Source organism: Agromyces sp. G08B096 (assembly GCF_040267705.1).
GTDB lineage: Bacteria > Actinomycetota > Actinomycetes > Actinomycetales > Microbacteriaceae > Agromyces.
Genome location: NZ_CP158374.1, coordinates 80,141 through 101,625, shown reverse-complemented (window position 1 = coordinate 101,625; position 21,485 = coordinate 80,141). Strand labels below are relative to the sequence as shown.

The following is a 21,485-nucleotide window of genomic DNA, read 5'->3' as shown; positions in this document are numbered from 1 at the left end:
CATGACGATCGATACCAGCATCGTCGAGGAGGGCCGGGAGCTCGAAACCCCCTCGCAGACGCCGATGACCGGCGCGGTCGCCGCGGCGCGCTCGCGCGGGCGGGGGCGCGGGGTGCCCGGGGCATCCCGCAAGTTCCTCTTCGTGCGGAACGCGAAAGCGCTCACCGGGCTCGCGATCCTCACGTTCTTCCTGGTCATCGCCGTCATCGGCCCGTGGATCGCGCCGTACGACCCGAGCGCGCGGAGCAGCGACGTGCTGCAGCCGCCGTCGTGGGAGCACCTGTTCGGCACCACGCACCTCGGTCAGGACGTCTTCTCGCAGATCGTCGTCGGCACGCGCGGGGTCATCGTGGTCGGCTTCGTCGCGGGCATCGTCGCCACCGCGATCGGCGTGATCATCGGCGTCACGGCGGGGTACGTCGGCGGGCTGGGCGACGAGTCGTTGTCGGTGCTCGCGAACGTCTTCCTCGTCATCCCGCAGCTGCCGCTCATCATCATCATCGCGGGGCAGCTGCCCTCGGTCGGCGGCGTGACCGTCGCCCTCGTCATCGCGATCACGGGCTGGGCGTGGGGCGCCCGGGTGCTCCGCGCCCAGACGCTGTCGCTCCGACGGCGCGACTTCGTCGAGGCCGCCCGGGCGAACGGCGAGCGCACCTGGCGCATCATCACCGCCGAGATCCTGCCGAACCTGACCGCGATCATCGCCTCCGGCTTCGTCGGCACGGTGAGCTTCGCGGTGCTCTCGCTCATCACCCTGTCGTTCATCGGCATCGGCAACACCGGCGAGTGGAACTGGGGCACCGTGCTCTACCAGGCGCAGGCGCAGCTCGCGCTGCAGCGGGGCGCCTGGTGGTGGTTCGTCCCCGCCGGGCTCTGCATCGCGCTGCTCGGGATGGCGCTCACCCTCATCAACTTCGGCATCGACGAGTTCGTCAACCCGCGGCTGCGCTCGACGGGCCTGAACGCGAGGTCGCTGCGGCGGCGCGGCATCCGCCCGCGGATCGGGTTCACCCCGGTCGTGCATGAGGCGGATGCCTCGCGCCGAGCGGGTTCCCCGTCGTCGTCCTCGTCCACCTCGTCCTCGAACGGAGCCCGCGCATGACGCTCCTCACCCCCGCCGGGACGCCGTCCGCCGCGCCCGTCGCCGACCCCGTGCTCGAGATCCGCAACCTGTCCGTCGACTACGGCTACGACGGCGATCCCGTCCACGTGCTGCGCGACGTGTCGCTCACCCTCGGCCGCGGCGAGGTGCTCGGCCTCGCCGGCGAGTCCGGGTGCGGCAAGTCGACGCTCGCCTACGCCGCGACGCGCCTGCTGCCGCCGCCCGGTCTCATCACCGGCGGCGAGGTGCTGTTCACCGACCGCGACGGCCGGCGCACCGACATCCTCGCCCTCGACGACGCCGCGCTCCGCGCGTCCCGCTGGCAGGACCTCGCGATCGTGTTCCAGGGCGCGATGAACTCGCTGAACCCGGTGTTCCGCATCGGGCGGCAGATCGCCGACGGCATCCTCGCCCACCGACCGGGAACGTCGAAGGCGGAGGCGCTCGACCGCGCGGCCGAGCTGCTCGAGCTCGTCGGCATCTCGCCCGACCGCCTGCGCTCGTACCCGCACCAGCTGTCGGGCGGCATGCGCCAGCGCGTGATGATCGCGATGGCGCTCGCGCTCGAACCGCAGGTGCTCATCATGGACGAGCCGACGACCGCCCTCGACGTCGTCATGCAGCGCCAGATCGTCGAGCAGATCGCCGAGCTCCGCGACCGCCTCGGCTTCTCCGTGATCTTCATCACGCACGACGTGTCGCTGCTGATCGAGATCGCCGACCGCATCGCGATCATGTACGCGGGCGAGATCGTCGAGGATGCCGCGTCGCTCGACGTCTACCGGCGGCCGAGGCATCCGTACTCGTCGGCGCTGCTGCACTCGTTCCCGCCGCTCCGCGGTCCGCGGCGCGAGCTGCAGGGCATCCCCGGCTCGCCGCCCGACCTGGCGAAGCTCGGCGGCGGCTGCCCGTTCCGCGATCGCTGCGCGTTCGCGTGGGACCCGTGCGCGACCCTCGACCCGCAGCTCACCCCGCCGCACATCGCCGACGACGACCCGCGTCGACGGGTCGCCTGCCTCCGCCACGAGCCCGAACGCGTCGCGGCCGCAGGGTTCGAGCCGCGCGAGGTGCCGGGCGAGCTCGCGCGCTAGCGCGACCGGTCTCGGTCTCGGTCCAGGGCAGCCTCGGCCGGATGCTGGGCGGGACGCGCCCGGTCAGGGCTCGCGCGGCCAGGCCTCGACGAAGCGGGTGAGCAGCCGGGCGAACTCGGCACGCTCGCCGTCGGTGAAACCTGACAGGGCGGTTTCCACCGCGGCGCGGCGCTGGGTCAGGGTGGCGTCGAGCACGGCGCGTCCGGCGTCGGTGATGACGAGGATGCTCCGCCTTGCGTCTGCGGGATCCGCCTCGCGCCGCACCTGGCCTGCGGCGATCGCGGCCTGCGCGAGGCGGCTCGTCCGCGGCTGATCGACGCCGATCCTCGCGGCGAGCTCGCTGATCGACCCCGGACCCTGCGCGACGAGGGCGCCGAGCAGGCGCATCGCGGCATGACCGCCGCGTGCGCCTGGGCCGCGATGCCCGTGATGGGGCGGGTGATGACCGTGGTGCTGGTCGTGGGGATCGCGTGCATCGTGGCTGCTCGCACGCGGGCCGCCCGGCCGGCCGGCCCAGGTCCCCGCTCCGAACGCGGGCGGCCCGAACGGCGCACCTGCGAACGGACCGCCGGGGCCCCGACGTCCGGCGCCGCGGAGTGCTCCGAGTGCCGCCTCGACGGCAGCGACCGGGCCTGAAGCTGAGGATTCGCCGGGTGCCGCTTGACTCGGGTCGGACATGCATGTCATTGTACATATATATGTCATAAGACATGCAATTGCTCACCGCGCATCGCGCGCCGGGCGCCCGACGGGCGCACCGAGGAAGGAACCACGCCATGACCACCGATCAGCAGATCCCCGAGAACCATGACCACCACGACGGCCTGAGCCACGACTCGGATGACTCCGACGCCCGCCGCCCGTTCGGCTTCTGGCTGAAGGTCGTCGACCGCCGCCTCTCAGAGGCGATGGCCGACCTCTTCGCCGCCGAAGGCCTCACCCGCCGCGACTGGCGGGCCCTCAACCTGCTCGCCGGCCGAGCCGACGACGCGCACCTCGCCGCACGGCTCCGCGACCACCCCGAGAAGCTGCACCGCCTCGTCGAGCGCGGCTGGGTCCGGGGCATCCCCGCCCGGCTGACGCCGGACGGCGAGGAGGCCCGCGAGCGCCTGCTCGGCGACGTCCGCGCGCTGCGCGAGCGCGTCGTCGGCGCCGTCAGCCCCGAGGACTTCGAGACCACGGTCGCGACCCTCGAGACCATCGCCCGCGAGCTCGGCTGGGACGAGTCCCAGCCCCTGCCGCGCGGCCGCCGCGGCGGCCGGCGCTTCCGCGGAGGATTCGGGCACGGGTTCGGCGAGCGCGCGCAGGGCCACGCCGGCTGGGGCCACCGCGGCGAGCACGGCCACGGCCACGAGCGTGGCCACGGCGACGAGCACGGTCGGCCGCATCACGGAGGGGGCCACGGCTTCGACGGCCGCCCCGGCCACCGCCACGGCGCCGGCCGCCAGGACGTGCACGTCCACGTCCACCTCCACGACGGGCACGGACCCCACGACGCCAACCGTCCTCACCACGACTGACTCTCCCGTCTCCTGGGAGCGGGCCTGTCCGAACCCGACCGAGCCTCCCCGGCCCCACCGCCGGGGAGGCTCGTCGTCGTCAGAGGTCGGCTGCGGTGTGCGGCACGAGGCCGACGAGCAGGTCGAGCACCTTCGAGAGCTCCTCGCGACCCACGCTCGGCAGCGTCATCGCGGCGCCGACGATCACGAGGTGGGGTAGCAGCGCGGCGGTTCGAGCCGACTCCGGATCATCGACCAGTCGGCTCCAGAGTTCCGTGAGCGCCTCCAGTCGCGCCGTGTCGACGCGCGCCTGCGTCGCTCGGGCATCGTCGTCTTGGAAGGCCCAGGCACGCACCGCCGTTTCGAGCGGCTGGTCGAGCACAGCGCCGGCTCGGTCCCGCAGCGCGGCGAACGCCTCCAGCGGCGGCAGCGCGGATGCCTCGCCCACGGCGTCTTCGAGCGCCTCGAGCGTTCGCACGGCGTAGCGGTCGAGCAGGGCCCTGCGATAGTCGGCGGCCCCCCGGAAGTGGTGGTGGAACGACCCCTTCGTGAGGCCGAGCCGTGCCGCGATGCGGTCGGTCCGCACGCCGGGCGCCCCCTCGGCCGCAAGCACGCGGAGGCCTTCGTCGAGCCAGTCGTCTTTCGTGGACATAGCTTCACCGTACCATACGGTATGGTATGGTCAGAGCCCGCGGGCCGACGCCCGCCTCGACGCGAAGGAGACGCACCGATGACCGCGCTGCCCGACCCCGTCTGGCCCGTGCTCGTGCTCGCCGTGATCCAGCTCGGCGACGGCATCCTCTGCTCGAAGCCCGTGGCGTTCATCGCCCAGTGCTTCCGCGACGTGGGCTGGCCCGAACGCTGGTGGTGGGTGATGCCGCCGCTGAAGTTCGCCGCAGCGGCCGGGCTCGTGCTCGGCGTCTGGGTGCCGTGGCTCGGAGCGCTCACCGCCGCAGCCCTCGTGGCCTACTTCGTGGTGGCGATCGCCATGCACATCCGGGCGCGCGACTTCGGTCGCAACCTGTTCCTCAACGCGACGGGCATGCTCGTGCTCTGCGTCGCCGTGCTGGTCTGGTGCTTCCTCGTCTGACCGCGGACCGTCGCACGACGAAGGGCCGCGGTCTCCCGCGGCCCTCGTCAGCGCATCACCCGACTCCGGTCAGAAGTCGAACGGCCAGATGCCCTTCAGTCCGACGTTCACGCGCGTGGTGTCGGTCGTGACGTTGCCCGAGGCATCCGTCGCGCGGTACTCGAAGGTGTATGAGGCGCCGAGCACCGCCTTCACCCGGAACTCGGTGTCGGAGATCTGCTCGATCGCGGCCTTCCGCGAACCGCGCGCCTCGGCCGCCACCAGCTCGACGGTCACGTCGCCCGAGTCGTCCGCGGCATCCACGTCGACGGTCACCGTGCGCCACTTGTTGTTCGGGATCCAGATCCGGTTCGGGTCGGCGTCGACGTCGAGCGTCGGCGCCGTCGTGTCGGGCGGGGTCAGCTCGATGCCGACGATGACGGGGTCGTGATCGCTCGACCGGTACGGGTCGGGCGCGAACAGCGCGTCCTGGGCGGGCTGCTTGTACGTCATGTCGTAGTCGATGATGCTCGGCTCGTCGGAGTTGATGTGCCAGGCGGTCGCCCCCGTCACATCGTCGACGAGGCCGGTGCCCGCCAGCGCGTAGTCGAGGTAGCCGAGCTGCCCGTCGAAGACGTACGAGTACGCCTCCTCGCCGTTGAACCGCTTCTCGAGGTCGGTGTACCCCGCGTCGGTGAGCACCTGGATCGGGTCCTCGTGGTCGTAGGAGTTCAGGTCGCCGATGATGAGCTCGCGGCCGGCGCCCTGGCCGGTCGGGTCGCCGGCGAGCCAGTCGACCATCGCCTCGGCCGCCGCCGTGCGGACGCCGTTGCAATTGCCCTGCCCGTTCGGGTCTGTGGGGTCGCCGACGTCGTTGCAGTCGGAGCCCTTCGACTTCAGGTGGTTCACCACGACGGTGACCTCGTCGCCGGTCTCGATCGACGCGAACGTCTGCGCGAGCGCCGGACGGTTGAAGTCGTCGAGGAACCGCGGGTCGACGCTCGTATCGAGCACGGCGTGCGCGCCGAGCGGCTGGACGACGGCGGGCTTGTAGATGAGCGCCGTGGTGATGACGTCGGTGCCGAGGACCCCCGTCTCGATGACGTCGTACGTCCCGGCTCCCATCACGTCGTTCAGCGCCTCGGCGAGCGCGTTCGCCGCGACGCCGCCGTTGTTCTCGATCTCGATGAGGCCGACGACGTCGGCGTCGATCTCGGAGATCGCTGCGACGATCTTCGCCTGCTGCCGCTCGAACTCCTCGGCCGTGTTGGCGCCGCGCGAGTTCAGCGTCGTGAAGTAGTTCAGCACGTTGAAGCTCGCGACCTTCAGGTCGCCGCCCACGTCGGGCAGGCTCTCGCGCGGCAGCACCGACTCGAACTGGGCGCCCTGCGTCGGCTGCACCGACCACTGGTCGAACCGGTAGTCGAGCACACCCGTCGCACCGGTGACGTGGTCGCCGGCGCGGAACGAGTTCTCGAGGGTGAACACGTCGCCGTTCGGGTGGATCGCCGGGTCGGGGTTCTGGATGCTGCGGCCGTCGTCGAGCCCGATGGAGTCGTTGACGTTGGCCTCGGCGAGCGCGACGGCCTCGGGCGAGCCGGGCTCGAACACCGCGGTCGGCTGGTTGTGCCGCTCGGTGCCCATCGTGATCAGGCCGAACTGGCCGTACTCGAACGTCTCGAGGATCGAGAGCGTCTGCGGCAGGGTGACCCGCATGCCCTCGTACGGCTCGCGGTCGGCCGGAGCGAGGGGCAGGGCGAGCTCGACGGGGGCGGGCAGCTCCGCGCCGGTGCCGCACACCTCGACGGCGAGCGGACCGGTCGCGGTGACCTCGGTGAGGCCGTAGAACTCGCTCACCGTGCCGACGACGTGCACCGTGTCGCCCGGGGCGACGGGGATGCCGCCCGCGGCGACGCCGGGGCCGGCGGGCACGTGCACGAAGATGCCGTCGGAGGTCGAGGCATCCCCGTCACCGGCGTCCTGGATGTAGTAGCCCTCGAAGCCGCCGTCCTGGAAGTCGCCGACGACGACGCCTTCGAGCTCGACGACGTCGCCCACGGCGGGCGAGACGTCGCCCGAGCCCTGGACGGAGCCGATCGTCACGAACGGCGCCTCGCAGGAGGCGTCGGCTCCGGGCTCGGGCTCGACGACGACCTCGGTGGCGTTCTCGGCGCCGGGGGTGTTGGCCGCTTCACCGTCGATGAGCGTGCCGGCCCGGCCGGGGATGCCGGCGAGGTCGAAGTCGTTGCGCACCCAGTCGGCGGCCGTGTCGGTGTCGGTTCCGTCGGGGATCCGCGAGGCGCCGCCGGGCGCGAACGGCAGGCCGTCGTAGGCGACGCCGAGCACGACCCCGCCGTAGGTGACATCGCCCGCGCCGCCGTCGGTGACGGCGACAGCGTCGACGACCTCGAAGGCGAGGCCGACGTCGAGGACGCCGTCGTTCTCGACGTCGAGGTCGTCGCCGGCCGCACCGGTGAAGCCGGTCACGAGCAGCAGCGACACGGTGCCGTTCTCGAGGTCGCCGTTGGCGAGGTCGATGAGCTGGCGGCCGTCGCCGTCGGAGACGCCGAGCGGGAAGACGCCGTCGACGAGGCCGACGGGCGAGGTCGTGGCGGTGTCGCCCTCGACCTCGAGCACCGTGTAGCCGGTGAGGTCGGCCCCGGGCTCGCCGAGGATCTCGAGGTACTCCTCGTCATCGCCCGTGGTGCTGGCGGAGAACTCGTTGATGACGGGCGCGACCGGTTCGGGCGTCGTGCCGTCGCAGTCGGCCTCGTGCGCGCCGAGGCCGTCGAAGGTGTCGACGGCGAAGCCGGTCCACTGGGTCGCCGGGTCGAACGCGTCGTCGACGACGGGATCGCCGGCGCAGACGCTCGCGGCACGACGGAGCGTGTTGTCCGCCGTGGAGACGAGGCCGGTGCCCCATTCGGTGCCCGGGTCGACGCCGACCTGCCCGAACGAGTCGACCACCGCGTCTCCGGCGCGCAGCACGATGGCGTCGTCGCCGTTGAACCAGCCGGAGCCGTTGGTCTGCGCCGCGGCCGCGAGGATCGCCGCGCTCGCGGACGCGTGGGCGACGACGTGCGTGCCGCCCGCCTGGACGGTGCCCGTGAGCGGGATGGTGAGCCCGGCCGTCGCCGCCCCGTTGAAGTACAGAGCCAGCGAATACCCGTCGGCGGCGAGGTCGACCGCCTCGCCCGTGAGGTTCGCGAGCTCGACGGCCTTGTTGTTCGAACTGCCCTCGATCACCTCGCTGATGATCAGACCGCCCCCTTCGGCGGCGACCGCCGGCGTCGTGGCGACGACCCCGGCGGCGAGGAGTGAGGCGGCAGCGACGGCCACGCTGACACGACGGACGGAACGGTGCATGCGCTCTCCCGAGGCTCGGACACGGGTCCCAGCGACCCCCTGTCTCGGGTCAGGCTAGGCGAGCGATCCGCGACGCGGAAGAGCCGCCGGACGAAGAGCGGGTGAACGTGCGCAGATGTGCGGCAGTGGCATCCCACCCCGCACATCTGCGCACTCGCACGCCGCGTTCCCCCTATCGGCGCACGTCCTCGGCCCGCGACAGCCGCTGCGCGATCGCGATCGGGATGATCGACACGACGACGAGCACCACCGCGATGACCGCGACGATCGGCGCCTGGTTCGGCCGGAACATGTTGTTCAGGATGAAGATCGGCAACGTCGTCACGCCCGATCCCGCGGTGAAGGTCGTCACGATGATCTCGTCGAAACTCAGCGCGAAGGCGAGCAGGCCGCCCGCGAGCAGCGCCGAGCGCAGCTGCGGGAAGGTCACCAGCCGGAACGTCGTCCAGACCCCCGCCCCGAGGTCGGACGACGCCTCCTCGAGGCTCGTGCCGAGCCGCCGCAGCCGCGCTATGACGTTGTTGAACACGGTCACGATGCAGAACGTCGCGTGGGCGATCACGACGGTCCAGATCGACAGCGGCACCCCCATGATCGTGCGGAAGAAGTTGTTCAGCGCGATGCCGGTGATGATGCCGGGCAGCGCGATCGGCAGGATCACGAGCAGGCTGATCGCGTCGCGGCCGAAGAACGAGAACCGCTGCAGGGCCAGCGAGATGAGCGTGCCGAGCACGAGCGAGATCGCGGTCGCGCACACGGCGACCCCCACGCTCGTCCAGATCGCGTCGAGCGCGCCCTGGCTCTGGAACGCGCGCCCCCACCACTCCAGCGTGAAGCCGGGGGGCGGCCACGAGAGCGAGGTCGAGGTCGAGAACGAGTTCACGAGCACCACGAACAGGGGCACGTAGACGATGACGAGGATGAGAGCCGTCACGACGCCGAGGGTGACGCGGGAGGCCGAGCTGAGACGCATCCGGATGCCCCTAGAGGTTGTCGAGTGCGCCGGTGCGGCGCACGAGGAAGAGGTAGCCGAAGATGATCACGATCGGGATGAGCGCGATCGCGGCGGCGAGCGGCAGGTTGTTGGCGGCGCCGACGTTCGTGTACACGAGGTTGCCGAGCATCTGGCTCGTGCCGCCGACGATGTTCACCGTGATGTAGTCGCCGAGCGAGAGCGAGAAGCTGAAGATCGTGCCCGCGATGATCGCCGGCAGGGCGAGCGGGAACACGACGTGCCGGAGCGTCCGCCAGGTGCGGCCGCCGAGATCGCCGGATGCCTCGAGCAACGAGTCGGGCACGCGTTCGAGTCCGGCGTAGATCGGCAGGATCACGTACGGCAGCCACAGGTAGCTGAGCGTCACGATCGTGGCGGGCAGGCCGTAGCCGGGCGTCTGCCCGCCGAACGGCGAGACGAGCCAGTCGAGGATGCCGTCCTGCGAGAGCACCGACCGCCACGCGTACGCCTTCACGAGGTAGCTCGCCCAGAGCGGGGTGAGCACCATGATGAGCAGCACTCGCTGCATGCGGGGCGACGCGACCTTCGCCATGAAGAACGCGATCGGCAAGGCGAGCGCCACGTCGATGAGGGTCACCGCGAGCGCCACTCCGACCGTGCGGAGCGTGACCGTCTGGTAGAGGGAACCGGTGACGACCTCGACGATGTTGTCGAGGGTGAACTCGGTCGTGATCTCGCCCGTGAAACTGTTGACCGACCAGAACGCGGTGACCAGCAGCAGCACGAGCGCGACGATGTAGACGAGCCCCAGCCAGAACAGGGGCGCCGTCAGCAGCAGTGCGAGGCGCGCCCGCGGATGCGTCGCGAGGAAGGCGGAGCCCGCCCCCGCCCCACGGCGCCTGGGCGTCGTGCGGCGGGGGTCGAGCTCCACTCGGGCGGTGGACATCAGCCCTTGATCTCCTGCCAGGCCTGGGTCCAGGCCGCGTAGTCGGTGCACTTCACGTCGGTGCGCCCGTCGAGGCACTCCTCGATCGGCGTCGACCAGTACCAGATCTGCGAGGCGTACTCCTCGTCGCCGGCGTGGAACGCCTCGCACGAGCCCTCGGACCGGAACTCGCACGCGGCCTCGTTCGACGGCGCCTCGCCGAAGTACTCGGTCGCCGCGGCGTTCGCCTCGGGGCTCGCGATGTAGTTCAGCCATGCGTACGCGCAGTTCGGGTTCTTCGCCTTCGAGGCGATCATCCAGGTGTCCGACCAGCCCGTGGCGCCCTCCTCGGGCAGCACGACGGCGGTCGGCGCACCCTCGCCCTCGAGCACGTTCTGGATGACCTGCCAGCTCGTGCCGACGACGGTGTCGCCGGTCGTGAAGGCCTGGATCTCCTTGAGGTAGTCCGACCAGTACTCGCCGACGTGCTGACGCTGCTGCTTCAGCAGGTCGACGGCGGCCGCGAGCTGCTCCTCGTCGAGCGCGTACGGGTTCTCGATGCCGAGCTCGGGGTTGTGGGCCATGAGGTAGACGGCCGCGTCGGCGATGTAGATCGGCGAGTCGTAGGCGGTCACCTTGCCGGAGTTGGCGGATGCCCCGTCGAAGACGACGGACCAGGACGTCGGTGCCTCGGGGAAGACCTCGGTGTTGTACATCAGCAGGTTCGCGCCGTATCCGTGCGGCACGCCGTACGCCTCGCCGTCGACCGAGTTCCACGACTGCATCTTGAGGAAGTCGTAGATGCCCTCGTAATTCGGGATGAGGTCGGTGTTGACGGGGGCCACGTCGCCCGCGGCGACGAGCCGCAGCGATGCGTCGCCGGAGGCGGCGACGACGTCGTACTCGCCCGTCTTCATGAGGTTGAACGCCTCGTCGGAGGTGCCGTACGTCTTCGACGTGACGGTGCAGCCGGTCTCCTCCTCGAAGGGCGTGACCCAGTCGACGGCGGGGTCGTTCGAGCCGTCCTCGACGTAGCCCGGCCAGGCGAGGATCGAGACCTGGCCCTCCATCTCGCCGAGCTCGGCGGCCGCTTCCCCGCCCCCGTCGCCGCCGCCGCTGCCGGCGGTGCCGCACGCGGTGAGCACGGCGACCGAGGCGAGGGCGAGGCCCACCGTCGCGCCGCGGCGCACGGTTCGCATTCGCATCATGGTTCTCTCCTGTTCTGTGGGTGGTGCATGGGTGGTCTCGCGGGTCGGCCCGCTGCGCGGGTCAGCCCGCGATGCCGGGCAGCAGCGCCCGCTCGCGGTCGCGGCCCAGCGGCACGACGTCGTCGTCGTGCCAGGAGACGACGACGCGGTCGCCGCGTTCGTCGTCGTGCACGCGGCCCCGGTCGTTCTGCTCGAGCACGCTCACCCGGGTGCCGTCGTCGAGGTCGACGACGAGGCGGATGCCGCTGCCGAGGTAGATCGCCTCGACGACGGTGCCGGGGGCGTTGCGCACCCCGTCGCCGGTGAGGCCGGCGGCGGTGACGGTCATCTTCTCGGGGCGGACGGAGTGGTGGCCCTCGCGGCCGAGCAGAGCCAGGGAGCGGGCGTCGTCGAAGAGGTTCGAGGTGCCGACGAAGTCGGCGACGAACCGGGAGGCGGGTCGTTCGTAGAGCTCGGCCGGCGTGCCGAGCTGCTCGATGCGGCCGGCGTTGAACACGGCGATGCGGTCGGACAGCGTGAGCGCCTCCTCCTGGTCGTGCGTGACGAAGATGAAGGTGATGCCGAGCTCGCGCTGGATCTGCTTCAGCTCGACCTGCATCTGCTCGCGGAGCTTCAGGTCGAGCGCGCCGAGGGGCTCGTCGAGGAGCAGCGCCTTCGGCTCGACGACGGTGGCGCGGGCGAGGGCGACCCGCTGGCGCTGGCCGCCCGACAGCTGCGAGGGCTTCCGGCCGGCCATCTGCTCGAGTCGGACGCTCGCGAGCGCCTTCATGGCCCGCTCGTTCCGTTCGCGTTTGCCGATGCCCCGGACGCGCAGGCCGTAGGCGACGTTGTCGAGCACGTTCATGTGGGGGAAGAGTGCGTAGTCCTGGAAGACGGTGTTCACGTCGCGCTCGAACGGGGCGCGTCGGGTGACGTCCTGCCCGAACAGCTCGATGGTGCCGCCGGTCGGCTGCTCGAAGCCGGCGATGAGGCGCAGCACGGTCGTCTTGCCCGAGCCGGAGGGCCCGAGCATCGAGAAGAACTCGCCCGCCGCGATCTCGAGGTCGACGTGGTCGACCGCGGTGACGGCGCCGAATTCCTTGGTGAGTCCGGTCAGCCGGATCGCCGGGGACTGGTCGGGCATGCCTGCTCCTTCGGGGGCCTTCGACGGTGAAGCATCCGAAACATTCGGTTCCAGATGTCAAGTAATCATATGGATCCATATGTCTTTGTCCAGACCCTCGTGTTACGGTCGTGTCACAGATTCCCCAGCGTCGTTGGAGGGCCGGATGCCGCAGGCCACGGGCCGCGCCGACGCCACCCGCGCGGTCGTCTTCTCGCCGCTCGACGGCGCCGGACGCGCCGCGCTCGTCGAGCAGCGCCTCACCGATGCGATCGTCGCCGGGGTCCTCCGCGACGGCGAACGACTGCCGAGCGAGTCCGAGCTCGCCCGCAGCCTCGGCGTCGCCGTCGTCACCGCGCGCGAGGCGCTCGAAGCCCTCCGCGAGCACGGTCTCGTGCGCACCCGGCGCGGCCGCGACGGCGGCAGCTTCGTGACCTACGACCGCGAGACGTCGCTCCGGATGATCGACGAGCGACTGCGGGCCGCCAGCCGCATCGAACTGCGCGACCTCGCCCTCCACTCGGCCGCGATCGCCGGCATGGCCGCGGAGGTCGCCGCCGACCGCGCCAGCGACGACGACCTGCAGAGCCTCGTCGACCTCGACGCGCGCGCCGACCTCGCCACCGCGGGCGGGGCGCGCCGAGCGGTCGGCCGGTTCCAGCTCGAGATCGCGGCGGTCAGCCAATCGCCCCGGCTCGTGCGCGAGGAGCTCCGGCTCCAGGCCGAGGCCGGACCCCTGCTCTGGCTGTGCCTGCGCGAACAGGAGTACCGTGACCGCAGCAGGCGAGCCCGGCTCGAGGTGATCGAGGCGATCCGCGCCGTCGATCCCGAGGCGGCGAGGCGGTCGACCACCGCGCACATCCAGCACGCGGTCGACTGGCTCGTGGAGGAGAAGGCCAGGCTCGAGGCATCCGCCGACACCCACGGCGGCCACCCGGAACCCGAAGGAGCGAGGCCATGACCGTCACCGTCGACGTCGCCGCCTGGCAGGTCGCGGCGCGCATCGCCTCGACCATCGACCCCGTCTTCGCCATGGTCGACGGCTGGCGCGACCGGCTCGCCGCCGTCCTCGACGGGCCGGCGCCGCCGCTCGCCGCGACCCTCGACCCGGTCGTCGACGCCCTCGTGCGCGGGGCCCTCGAGGAGCCGGGCGGGCTCATCACGGGCGCGGGCTTCGTGGCCGCCCCCGGGTTCCTCGCCGACCGGCCCTGGCATCTCGCCTGGTGGCTCGGCGTCGCGAACACGTTCGGCCAGGGCACGGGCGTGCGCCGGCTGGAGGCCGAGAGCGACCCCGACGCCGAGCAGTTCCGCGACTACACGACGCTCGAATGGTGGCGGGTGCCCGTGCGCACCGGCACCCGGCACCTCACCGGGCCGTACGTCGACTACCTCTGCACCGACGACTACACGGTCACGATCACGACCCCCGTCATGGTCGGCGGTGAACTCGTCGGCGTCGTCGGCGTCGACCTGTACGTCGCGAGGCTCGAGCAGGTGCTGCTGCCTGTGCTGCGGGAGTCGGGGCATCCGTGCACACTGGTGAACGCGTCGGGGCGTATCGCCGCCTCGACCGACTCCCGGCGCGCGACCGGCGCCCTCCTCAGGCTCGACGGGCTCGCGGCCGCGCTCGCGCCGCTCCGGGAGCGCGAGGGCGTGCCGTCGGAGGCCGCCCGCCTGCCGGGCGGCGAGACGGTGGTGCCGTGCGGCGACACGTCGCTCGCGCTCGTGCTGGAGGCGTGAGCCGGAGGCCGGCCGAGGGTCGTGGGGTCCGCGGCCGGGACGGCCGGCGGCCGCAGGGCCCCCGGGTCAGGCGCGCAGCGCCGCGCCCGGGGTGAGCACGAGCTCGGCGACGGCCGGGTCGGCGCCGAGCGCGAGCAGCCGGTCGCGGTACGCGCGGCGGGCACGACGGTACGGCAGATCGTCGTCGTGGATGACCGCCATGAGGTTCATCCACTCGAAGGTGCCCTGCAACTCGAACGCGAGCTGCTCGGGCCCGTCGGGGTCGGTCATGCCGGGCAGCTCGCCCTGCTGCATCGCGAGGCGCATCTGGTGCGCCAAGTAGGCGAGCCAGCCCTCGAGCTGCGCGGCGATGGCGTCGCGCACCGCGCCCGGCTTGGCGTGGAAGTCGGCGGCCGACGCCGAGAAGAAGCAGCCGCCGGGGAAGACCCGGTCCTGCGAGTAGGCGACGACCCGGTCGAGCAGGGCGACGACCCGGCGCACACCGTGCGGCTGCACACGCGCGGGCTCCGTCACCGTCTCGAGGTACCGCTGGCCGGCCGTGGCGACGGCGGCCAGCTGGAGCTGCTCCTTGCTGCCGAAGAGGGTCGCGACGCTCGACTTGCTGACGTTCGCGGCGCTCGCGATGCGGCCGATCGAGATCTGGTCGAGGCCGTCGATCGATGCCAGGTCGACGGCGTGGGCGAGCACCGCGCGCCGTGAGGCATCGCCGCGGACCCGCCGGCCGTCGGTCGAGGCATCCGTCTGCGTCATCCCTCGATTTTACGCACGATCGTGCGTATAGTGGGCGCTGGAGTTCACGTACGACCGTTCGTATTCATTCCCACGGGTCCGGATGCCCCGCACCCGCGCCGATCGGAGGCCCCATGCATCCCGCCGTCACCGCCCGCATCGCCGCCGCCCGCGCCGCCGAGCGACGCTCGCCAGCCCTCGCCGCGCGCATCGCGCTGCCCCTGTTCACCAGGTCGCTGCCCACCCAGACCGTCCGCGCCCACGACGCCGGCGTGCACGACCAGGCGCGCCGGTCCACCATCCGGGTCCGCGGCCGCGACCTCGCCGCCTACGAGTGGGGCTCGGGGGCCGACACCATCCTCCTCGCGCACGGCTGGCGGGGGCGAGCCTCGCAGTTCGCACCCGTCATCCGCGAGCTCCGCGCCGAGGGGTTCCGGCTCGTCGCCTTCGACGCGCCCGCCAACGGCGACTCCCCCGGCCGGCGCACCGATATCCGCGACTGGCTCGCCGCCATCGAGGCGCTGCAGTCGCGGCACGGCCGGTTCCACGCGATCGTCGGGCACTCGTTCGGCTCGCTGGCCGCGCTGACCGCCGTCCGCGAGGGCACCGCCGCCGGCGGCGTCGTCGCGATCGCCGGCATGTCGAGCGCGCGACACCTCGTCGACGCGTTCGCCGGAGGCCTGCAGCTCGGCGGCCGGACGGCCGACGCACTCGGCTCTGCCTTCGTCGCCCGCGTCATGCCGGGCCTGCCCGAAGCGGACGTCTGGGATCGCTTCGACGCCGCCGCGCACCCGCTCCCCGCCGACGTGCCGCTGCTCGTGGTGCACGACCGCGGCGACCGCGAGGTCGCCGTCGCCGAGGCCGAGCGCGTGCACGCCGCCCACGGCGAGCGCTCCCGGCTCGTGCTCACCAGCGGCTCAGGTCACACCCGGGTCATCGGGTCGGATGCCGCGCTCGACGCCGTCACCGCGTTCGCGACCGGCGGCCTCGCCGCGGTCGACGCGGCCGGGCTCGGGCGCGCCGCGCACCAGTCACGGGTCTGAGTACGGCGCGGGGCGCCCCCGGGCGTGACCACCCGCGGGCCGCGCGGCGCGCGGTCGTCACTCCGGCGTACCCTGACGCTGTGGGGACGATCGACGTGGATCCGTTCGACTCGGCCGTCGAGCGGGCGAAGATGGTCGCCGTGCTGCCGTGCGGCGACATCGACCAGCTCGCCGCGTTCTGGAGCGCACTCGGCCTCTCCATCCGGTACCGGCAGATCCGCCCGAACCCGTACGTGGCGCTCGGCGCCGGCGCGATCGACCTGCACTACTACGGCCTGCCCGACTGGGACCCCGACGGGAGCCACTCGACGTGCGCCATCGCGGTTCCCGACCCGCGCCCGCTGAACGACCGGTTCCGGGCCGGGCTCCGTGCGCTCTACGGCACCGTGCCCGTCTCCGGAGCGCCCCGCATCACGCGGGCGCGGGAGCGGGCGAACAACGGCGGCCTCAGCGGATTCAGCCTCATCGACCCGGCCGGCAACTGGATCCGAGTCACCCGGAGCGCCGAACAGGAGCCGCCGGCCTCCGACGGCACGACCACCAGCTGGACGAGCACGGCGGGCTCACCCGTCGCGAAGGCGCTCGAGAACGCCGTCGTCATCGGCGACTCCCACGGCGACGCGGCCCAGGCGCGCAAGGTGCTCGCCGGCGCGCTCCGCCGAGCGGGCGACATCCCGGACGCGGATCGCGCCGCAGCGCTCGGCTACCTCGTCGAACTGCTCGTCCGCCTCGACGAGCCGCAGGCTGCGCACGACGCGCTCGCCCAGCTCGAGGCCCTCGCGGCTGTCGCGGTGGACCACGACGGCACGGTCGCGGTCGCGGTCGCCGAGGCGCGCGACACGGTCACCGCCGCCTCGACCGGGTAGGACTCAGCGGAAGAAGGCGTTCGCGGGCCGCGTGTAGAGCAGCAGGATGCCGACCAGCGCGAGGATGCCGGAGAACAGCGCCGACCAGAACGTGAACGGCGAGAACAGCAGGAAGAACGCCGACAGCAGGTTGAGCGCGAATACGATCGTCACGACGATGCGCGCCGTGTTCGAACCGCGGAACAGTCCGAGGCTCACGATGATGGTGACGGCGCCGAGCACGATCGCCCAGACGCCGGCCCAGAAGTTGTCGCCGCCGGGCAGCACCTGGATGATGCCGCCGATGATCTGCAGTGCGCCCGAGATCCAGGCGATGACGGCGACGATGGTGACGCCGACCGGACGTTCTCCCATGATGGCTCCTCCCCCCGAAGGCCGGCTGGACGCCGGTACCGCCACCGTATGCCCTGGATCGGCTCGTGCGCCAGCGTCAGTCGGCGAGCTCCCGGAGCTCGGAGGTCATCGCGCCGCCGGCGTCGCCGGTGTTGACGGTGCCCTTCGGCTCGACCAGCAACGCGTGCACCTCGCCGGCCGCCTTCGGGCAGTGCTCCACGCCCCGCGGCACCACGAACACGTCGTCCGGACCGAGCACGACGTCGCGATCCCGCAGCTGGATCGTGAGCTCACCGCTCAGCACCAGGAACAGTTCGTCGGTCTCTGGGTGACTGTGCCAGACGAACTCGCCCTGCAGCTTCACCAGCTTGACGTCGTAGTCGTTGATGCTCGTCAGCCGGTGCGGCTGCCAGTGCTCGGAGATCGTCGCCAGGGCATCGCGGACGTTCCGCACGTCTTCGCTCATGGATGAATCGTACGGCCGGGCTCAACGGCCCGCGGCGCCCGCCTCGGTCACGCCGACATCGGTGCGGTGGAAGTTCTGGAACGAGCGCGACGCCGTGGGCCCCCGCTGGCCTTGATACCGGCTCGAGTAGTCGGCGGACCCGTAGGGCTTCTCCGCCGGCGAGGACAGCCGGAAGAAGCACATCTGCCCGATCTTCATGCCCGGCCACAATTTGATCGGCAGCGTCGCGACGTTGCTGAGCTCGAGGGTCACGTGCCCGGTGAAGCCCGGGTCGATGAATCCCGCCGTCGAATGCGTGAGCAGCCCGAGTCGGCCGAGCGAGCTCTTGCCCTCGAGCCGTGCCGCCACGTCGTCGGGCAGGGTGACCGCCTCGAACGTGGAGGCGAGCACGAACTCGCCGGGATGGAGCACGAACGCCTCGTCGGGTCGCACCTCGATGAGGTGCGTCAGCTCGGGCTGGTCCTCTGCGGGATCGATGAACGGGTACTTGTGGTTGTCGAACAGCCGGAAGTACCGGTCGAGCCGGACGTCGATCGACGACGGCTGCACCATCGCCGGGTCGTAGGGGTCGAGCCGGATGCGCTCGCGGCCCAGTTCGGAACGGATGTCGCGGTCGGAGAGCAGCACCCGATCAGCCTAGCGAGCGGCGGCCACGGCGCGGCGGGCCGCGAACGCCTCGACGAGCGCTGCCGCCGCGAGCACGACGAGTACCACGGCGAGCGCGGCGAGCGGCGGCAGCACGGCGATGAGCGGGACGGATGCCACGAGCACGACGACCGCCACGATGCGCCACCCGAGCACGGGCAGGCCGACGAGCCGGCCCACGAGCACCGTCGCAGCGAGGTACAGCGCGAGCCCGCCGCCCAGTGCGGAGGCCCCGAACCAGCCGAACGGCTCGACGTCGTGGATGTGCGCCATCGCGTCCTCCACACCCAGCGCGGCGAGGATCACGCCCGCGACGATCGGCAGGTGCCCGTACGTGTACGCGTTCACCGCGAGCCCGGCGCGCGTCTCCTCGGGCCGGTGCTCGAGCGCCGCCTCGCCGGCCGCGGCCAGCCGCGCGAAGTACGCCTGCCACAGCAGCACCGAGATGACCACCGCGAGGACCGTGCCGGCGATGATGGACCCGTCGATCGGCTCGCGCGCGACGCCGACGCCGACCGCCACGATCGACTCGCCGAGCGCGAGGATGACGATGAGGCCGTGCCGCTCCGCCCAGTGGCCGACGGACCGGATCCGCCAGTCGCCGCCGCCGCGCGAGCTCAGCCAGGTGAAGGCGAAGTCCCAGGCGAACCCGGCCAGCCAGATCCAGGTCTGGGCCGCCCCGCCCACGAGAGCGCCCGCGACGATCGCCGCGGCGGCCGGCAACATCGCGACCGACTGGGTGCGGAGCACCTGGCGGCGGAGCCTGCGGTCGTCACCCGCGACGACGAGATAGAGGCCGATGTGCAGCACACGCACCAGCACGTACGCGAGCGCGAGCACCAGCGGACCGTCCCACCCGCCCGGCAGATCGTGGAAGGCCTCCAGGATCGTGAGCGCCGCGATGAAGACCGCGACCATCGCCACGGTCATCCCCACCCGGACGAGCGGCTGGTCGGCCGCCGCGTGATTGCCGAGCCACGCGTACGAGCACCACGTCCACCACAGCAGGGCCAGCACGATCAGCGCCTGGAGGATCCCGAGCGCACTGTGCGTCTCGGCCATCAGCCGGCTCACCTGGGTGAACGCGAAGACGTAGACGAGGTCGAAGAACAACTCGAACGTGGTCACCCGTGGCGAGGCCGTGAAGACCGGGCGCGAGACATCCAGCCGCATGCGCCAAGCATGCCATCGGCGGGCGATGCGCCACCGCGCATCACCGCATGATGACGCCGCTCCTCCGCCGCGATCGCGATCGCCGCCGCGAGCGCGATCAGCGCGGTGAGGGCGAGCAGCGCGGGCGCGGGGAGCGAGGCCGTCGGCCAGGCGGCACCGAGCAGCACCGCCGCGGCGACGAACGGGAGGCGGCGCCCCCTGCCCGTGGCGACCCGGGCGAACACGCCGAGCCCGCCGAAGTACGTCGCGAGGCCGCCGAACACGGCCAGCACCGCCGTCCGGCCCACCGGTTCCGCGGGTGCGTGGACGAGCGCTTCGAGGAGGAGACGCAGGCCGACCGCCACGACGATCACGCCCAGCACGAGCGGGAGGTGGCCGAGCGTGTACGCGTCCCGCGCGATCGCCGGTCGCCGCGGCACCGGCGCCGCCGCCATCGCCGCCCGTGCGGCCGCCGCCGGCCCGCGGAAGTAGCTCCACCAGAGCGCGACCACGACGAGGAAGCCGATGAGGGCAGCGGCGAGCGCGAGCCAGGTCGTCTCCCCCGCGGCCGGGCCGACGCCTGCCGACAGGACGGTCTCGCCGAGCGCGATGATGAGGACGAGCTCGTGCCGCTCGGCGAAGTGCCGCGGGCTGCCCACGCGCCATCCGTTGTACCGCGACGCGAGCCAGCCGACTCCGAAGTCCACGGCGAACGCGATCGCCCAGAGCACGGTCTGGCCGTCGCCGCCCACGATCGCGCCCGTGACGAGCAGCACGGCCGACACGCTCTGCGGCACCGCGTCGATGAGGATCTGCGTCCGCAGCCGGGTGTCCTCACGGGAGGAGCCGAGGAACGTCCCGAGATAGCTCGCTCGCACCACGACCACGGCCACGGCGAGCACCACCGACGGGGCGAGCCCGTCAGCCGGGGCATCCCACGCCGACGGGATGACGACCGCGGCGACGAACAGCGCCGCCATCGCAAGCAGGCTCGCCCCGGCCACCGGCCCGCGATCGAGTCGCACCCGGTTGCCGAGCCAGATGAACGCGCACCACGCCCACCAGAGCAGGAGCAGCAGAAGCAGCCCCCGGCCGAGCGACGAGGGGCCCGGATCCGCCTCGACGAGTGCGATGACCCGCATCAGCGCGAACACGAAGACGAGGTCGAAGAAGATCTCGAACATCGTCACCCGGTCGCCCGCGCGGATGACTCGTCGGGGCACTGCCCGTCCCGTCTCGTCGCCGCTCATCTCAGGCCTCGGGCTCGGGCTCGGGGTAGTCCGCGGCGCGGCTCACCTCCGCCCACGCCACCGTCTCGTCGAGGCGGCGCCGTTCGCTCGCGATGATCTGCTCCACCGCCGCCGCGCCGAGCGGCAGCCGGCGCGGCAGGTGCGTGCCGTCGGCCAGTTCGACGAGCAGTCTCGCGGCCCGCACCGGATCGCCCGGCTGCCGACCCTGGCTGTCGACGCGGAAGCCGTGCACAGCCCCGACCGTCGACTCGTACTCCGCTCCCACGGAGTGCATCCGCATCGAGCTGCCCTGCCACTCCGTGCGGAACGCCCCCGGCTCGACGATCACCACGTGGACGCCGAACGGAGCGACCTCTGCGGCGAGCACTTCCGAGAAGCCCTCGACCGCGAACTTCGCCGCCTGGTAGGCGCCCATGCCCGGCGTCCCGCCGACGCGGCCGCCCACCGACGAGAACTGCAGGAACAGGCCGGAGCGCTGCTCGCGCAGCACCGGCAGGGCCGCACGCGTGACGTGCACGACGCCGAAGAGGTCCGTCTCAATCTGCGCCCGGAAGTCGGCCTCGGCCATCTCCTCGATGGGCGCGCTGTCGCGTAGCCCGCGTTGTTCGCCACGACGTCGATCCGGCCGAACCGGTCCACCGCCCGGGCCACCGCGGCGCGGGCCGCCGCGGGATCGGTGACGTCGAGCTGCACCGCCAGCAGCCGCTCCGGGCCGGCCTGCGCGGCGAGCGCGTCGAACGCCGCGACATCCCGCGCCGTGGCGACCACCCGATCGCCGTGCTCGAGCGCCGCGACGACGAGCTCGCGCCCGAGCCCGCGCGAGCCGCCGGTGACGAACCAGACCCGCGAGGCGGGCGACCCTTCCGTGTGAGACATCCGCTTCCCTTTCCGGCGCCCCCGGTTCAGTGGCGCCCTCGACAGCCATGCTCCGCGCATGGGCGCCG

At 72.1% G+C, this 21,485-nt stretch carries 21 protein-coding genes and 1 pseudogene; 8 read left to right on the top strand and 14 right to left on the bottom strand.

Features of this window, described 5'->3' with window-relative positions:
* Position 1 precedes the first annotated feature (1 nt).
* Both ABIQ69_RS00520 and ABIQ69_RS00515 read left to right on the top strand, forming a co-directional pair.
* Complete coding sequence (locus ABIQ69_RS00520) at positions 2 to 1,102, top strand: ABC transporter permease (protein ID WP_350348442.1); 1,101 nt, start codon at positions 2 to 4, stop codon at positions 1,100 to 1,102.
* Positions 1,099 to 2,193, top strand: a complete 1,095-nt coding sequence (locus tag ABIQ69_RS00515) for an ABC transporter ATP-binding protein (RefSeq protein WP_350348441.1) — start codon at positions 1,099 to 1,101, stop codon at positions 2,191 to 2,193. Before ABIQ69_RS00520 ends, ABIQ69_RS00515 begins: the two co-directional genes overlap by 4 nt.
* A 63-nt stretch (positions 2,194 to 2,256) precedes the next feature.
* Here the strand turns inward: ABIQ69_RS00515 and ABIQ69_RS00510 are convergent, their stop codons facing one another.
* Entirely contained in the window at positions 2,257 to 2,580 is a 324-nt protein-coding gene (locus ABIQ69_RS00510) for a MarR family winged helix-turn-helix transcriptional regulator (protein WP_350348440.1), read from the bottom strand.
* A gap of 389 nt (positions 2,581 to 2,969) precedes the next feature.
* Here ABIQ69_RS00510 and ABIQ69_RS00505 point away from each other — a divergent pair, with 389 nt between their 5' ends.
* Positions 2,970 to 3,713: a hypothetical protein gene (locus ABIQ69_RS00505; protein WP_350348439.1), complete on the top strand. Its 744-nt coding sequence runs from the start codon at positions 2,970 to 2,972 to the stop codon at positions 3,711 to 3,713.
* A gap of 79 nt (positions 3,714 to 3,792) precedes the next feature.
* Here the strand turns inward: ABIQ69_RS00505 and ABIQ69_RS00500 are convergent, their stop codons facing one another.
* Positions 3,793 to 4,344 (bottom strand): TetR/AcrR family transcriptional regulator, encoded by a 552-nt coding sequence (locus tag ABIQ69_RS00500; protein ID WP_350348438.1) that lies wholly within the window; start codon positions 4,342 to 4,344, stop codon positions 3,793 to 3,795.
* 78 nt (positions 4,345 to 4,422) lie between these two features.
* Here ABIQ69_RS00500 and ABIQ69_RS00495 point away from each other — a divergent pair, with 78 nt between their 5' ends.
* Positions 4,423 to 4,782, top strand: a complete 360-nt coding sequence (locus tag ABIQ69_RS00495; RefSeq protein WP_350348437.1) for a DoxX family protein — start codon at positions 4,423 to 4,425, stop codon at positions 4,780 to 4,782.
* 69 nt (positions 4,783 to 4,851) lie between these two features.
* On the opposite strand, the gene ABIQ69_RS00490 is transcribed toward ABIQ69_RS00495, so the two are convergent.
* The 5 genes from ABIQ69_RS00490 to ABIQ69_RS00470 all read right to left on the bottom strand — a co-directional run bounded on the left by ABIQ69_RS00490 (position 4,852) and on the right by ABIQ69_RS00470 (position 12,338).
* A complete protein-coding gene (locus ABIQ69_RS00490; RefSeq protein ID WP_350348436.1) occupies positions 4,852 to 8,127 on the bottom strand; it encodes an ExeM/NucH family extracellular endonuclease in 3,276 nt (1,091 codons plus the stop codon).
* 172 nt (positions 8,128 to 8,299) lie between these two features.
* Positions 8,300 to 9,100: an ABC transporter permease gene (locus tag ABIQ69_RS00485; protein WP_350348435.1), complete on the bottom strand. Its 801-nt coding sequence runs from the start codon at positions 9,098 to 9,100 to the stop codon at positions 8,300 to 8,302.
* Between the two features lie 10 nt (positions 9,101 to 9,110).
* Positions 9,111 to 10,028: an ABC transporter permease gene (locus ABIQ69_RS00480; RefSeq protein WP_350348434.1), complete on the bottom strand. Its 918-nt coding sequence runs from the start codon at positions 10,026 to 10,028 to the stop codon at positions 9,111 to 9,113.
* Complete coding sequence (locus tag ABIQ69_RS00475) at positions 10,028 to 11,215, bottom strand: ABC transporter substrate-binding protein (RefSeq protein WP_350348433.1); 1,188 nt, start codon at positions 11,213 to 11,215, stop codon at positions 10,028 to 10,030. The genes ABIQ69_RS00480 and ABIQ69_RS00475 overlap by 1 nt, the downstream gene beginning before the upstream one ends.
* A 61-nt stretch (positions 11,216 to 11,276) precedes the next feature.
* Complete coding sequence (locus tag ABIQ69_RS00470) at positions 11,277 to 12,338, bottom strand: ABC transporter ATP-binding protein (protein WP_350348432.1); 1,062 nt, start codon at positions 12,336 to 12,338, stop codon at positions 11,277 to 11,279.
* A gap of 145 nt (positions 12,339 to 12,483) precedes the next feature.
* Here ABIQ69_RS00470 and ABIQ69_RS00465 point away from each other — a divergent pair, with 145 nt between their 5' ends.
* Both ABIQ69_RS00465 and ABIQ69_RS00460 read left to right on the top strand, forming a co-directional pair.
* Complete coding sequence (locus ABIQ69_RS00465) at positions 12,484 to 13,278, top strand: GntR family transcriptional regulator (RefSeq protein WP_350348431.1); 795 nt, start codon at positions 12,484 to 12,486, stop codon at positions 13,276 to 13,278.
* Positions 13,275 to 14,057, top strand: coding sequence for a hypothetical protein (locus tag ABIQ69_RS00460; RefSeq protein ID WP_350348430.1), 783 nt, complete (start codon positions 13,275 to 13,277; stop codon positions 14,055 to 14,057). Before ABIQ69_RS00465 ends, ABIQ69_RS00460 begins: the two co-directional genes overlap by 4 nt.
* A gap of 66 nt (positions 14,058 to 14,123) precedes the next feature.
* Here the strand turns inward: ABIQ69_RS00460 and ABIQ69_RS00455 are convergent, their stop codons facing one another.
* Positions 14,124 to 14,807, bottom strand: coding sequence for a TetR/AcrR family transcriptional regulator (locus ABIQ69_RS00455; RefSeq protein ID WP_350348429.1), 684 nt, complete (start codon positions 14,805 to 14,807; stop codon positions 14,124 to 14,126).
* Between the two features lie 113 nt (positions 14,808 to 14,920).
* Here ABIQ69_RS00455 and ABIQ69_RS00450 point away from each other — a divergent pair, with 113 nt between their 5' ends.
* Both ABIQ69_RS00450 and ABIQ69_RS00445 read left to right on the top strand, forming a co-directional pair.
* On the top strand, positions 14,921 to 15,829 hold the full coding sequence (locus ABIQ69_RS00450; protein ID WP_350348428.1) for an alpha/beta hydrolase: 909 nt from the start codon (positions 14,921 to 14,923) through the stop codon (positions 15,827 to 15,829).
* A gap of 80 nt (positions 15,830 to 15,909) precedes the next feature.
* Positions 15,910 to 16,695: a hypothetical protein gene (locus tag ABIQ69_RS00445; protein WP_350348427.1), complete on the top strand. Its 786-nt coding sequence runs from the start codon at positions 15,910 to 15,912 to the stop codon at positions 16,693 to 16,695.
* 3 nt (positions 16,696 to 16,698) lie between these two features.
* Here ABIQ69_RS00445 and ABIQ69_RS00440 read toward each other — a convergent pair whose 3' ends face one another.
* The 6 genes and pseudogenes from ABIQ69_RS00440 to ABIQ69_RS00415 form a co-directional block, all read right to left on the bottom strand.
* On the bottom strand, positions 16,699 to 17,049 hold the full coding sequence (locus ABIQ69_RS00440; RefSeq protein ID WP_350348426.1) for a hypothetical protein: 351 nt from the start codon (positions 17,047 to 17,049) through the stop codon (positions 16,699 to 16,701).
* A 76-nt stretch (positions 17,050 to 17,125) separates the two neighbouring features.
* Positions 17,126 to 17,494, bottom strand: coding sequence for a cupin domain-containing protein (locus ABIQ69_RS00435; protein WP_350348425.1), 369 nt, complete (start codon positions 17,492 to 17,494; stop codon positions 17,126 to 17,128).
* 21 nt (positions 17,495 to 17,515) lie between these two features.
* Complete coding sequence (dcd, locus tag ABIQ69_RS00430) at positions 17,516 to 18,121, bottom strand: dCTP deaminase (protein WP_350348424.1); 606 nt, start codon at positions 18,119 to 18,121, stop codon at positions 17,516 to 17,518.
* A gap of 9 nt (positions 18,122 to 18,130) precedes the next feature.
* Positions 18,131 to 19,312: a low temperature requirement protein A gene (locus tag ABIQ69_RS00425; RefSeq protein ID WP_350348423.1), complete on the bottom strand. Its 1,182-nt coding sequence runs from the start codon at positions 19,310 to 19,312 to the stop codon at positions 18,131 to 18,133.
* Positions 19,264 to 20,514 carry a low temperature requirement protein A gene (locus ABIQ69_RS00420; RefSeq protein WP_350348422.1) on the bottom strand — a complete coding sequence of 417 codons (1,251 nt, stop codon included), beginning with the start codon at positions 20,512 to 20,514 and terminating at the stop codon, positions 19,264 to 19,266. The genes ABIQ69_RS00425 and ABIQ69_RS00420 overlap by 49 nt, the downstream gene beginning before the upstream one ends.
* 28 nt (positions 20,515 to 20,542) lie before the next feature.
* Positions 20,543 to 21,417, bottom strand: a pseudogene (locus tag ABIQ69_RS00415) (SDR family NAD(P)-dependent oxidoreductase).
* Between the last annotated feature and the right edge of the window lie 68 nt (positions 21,418 to 21,485).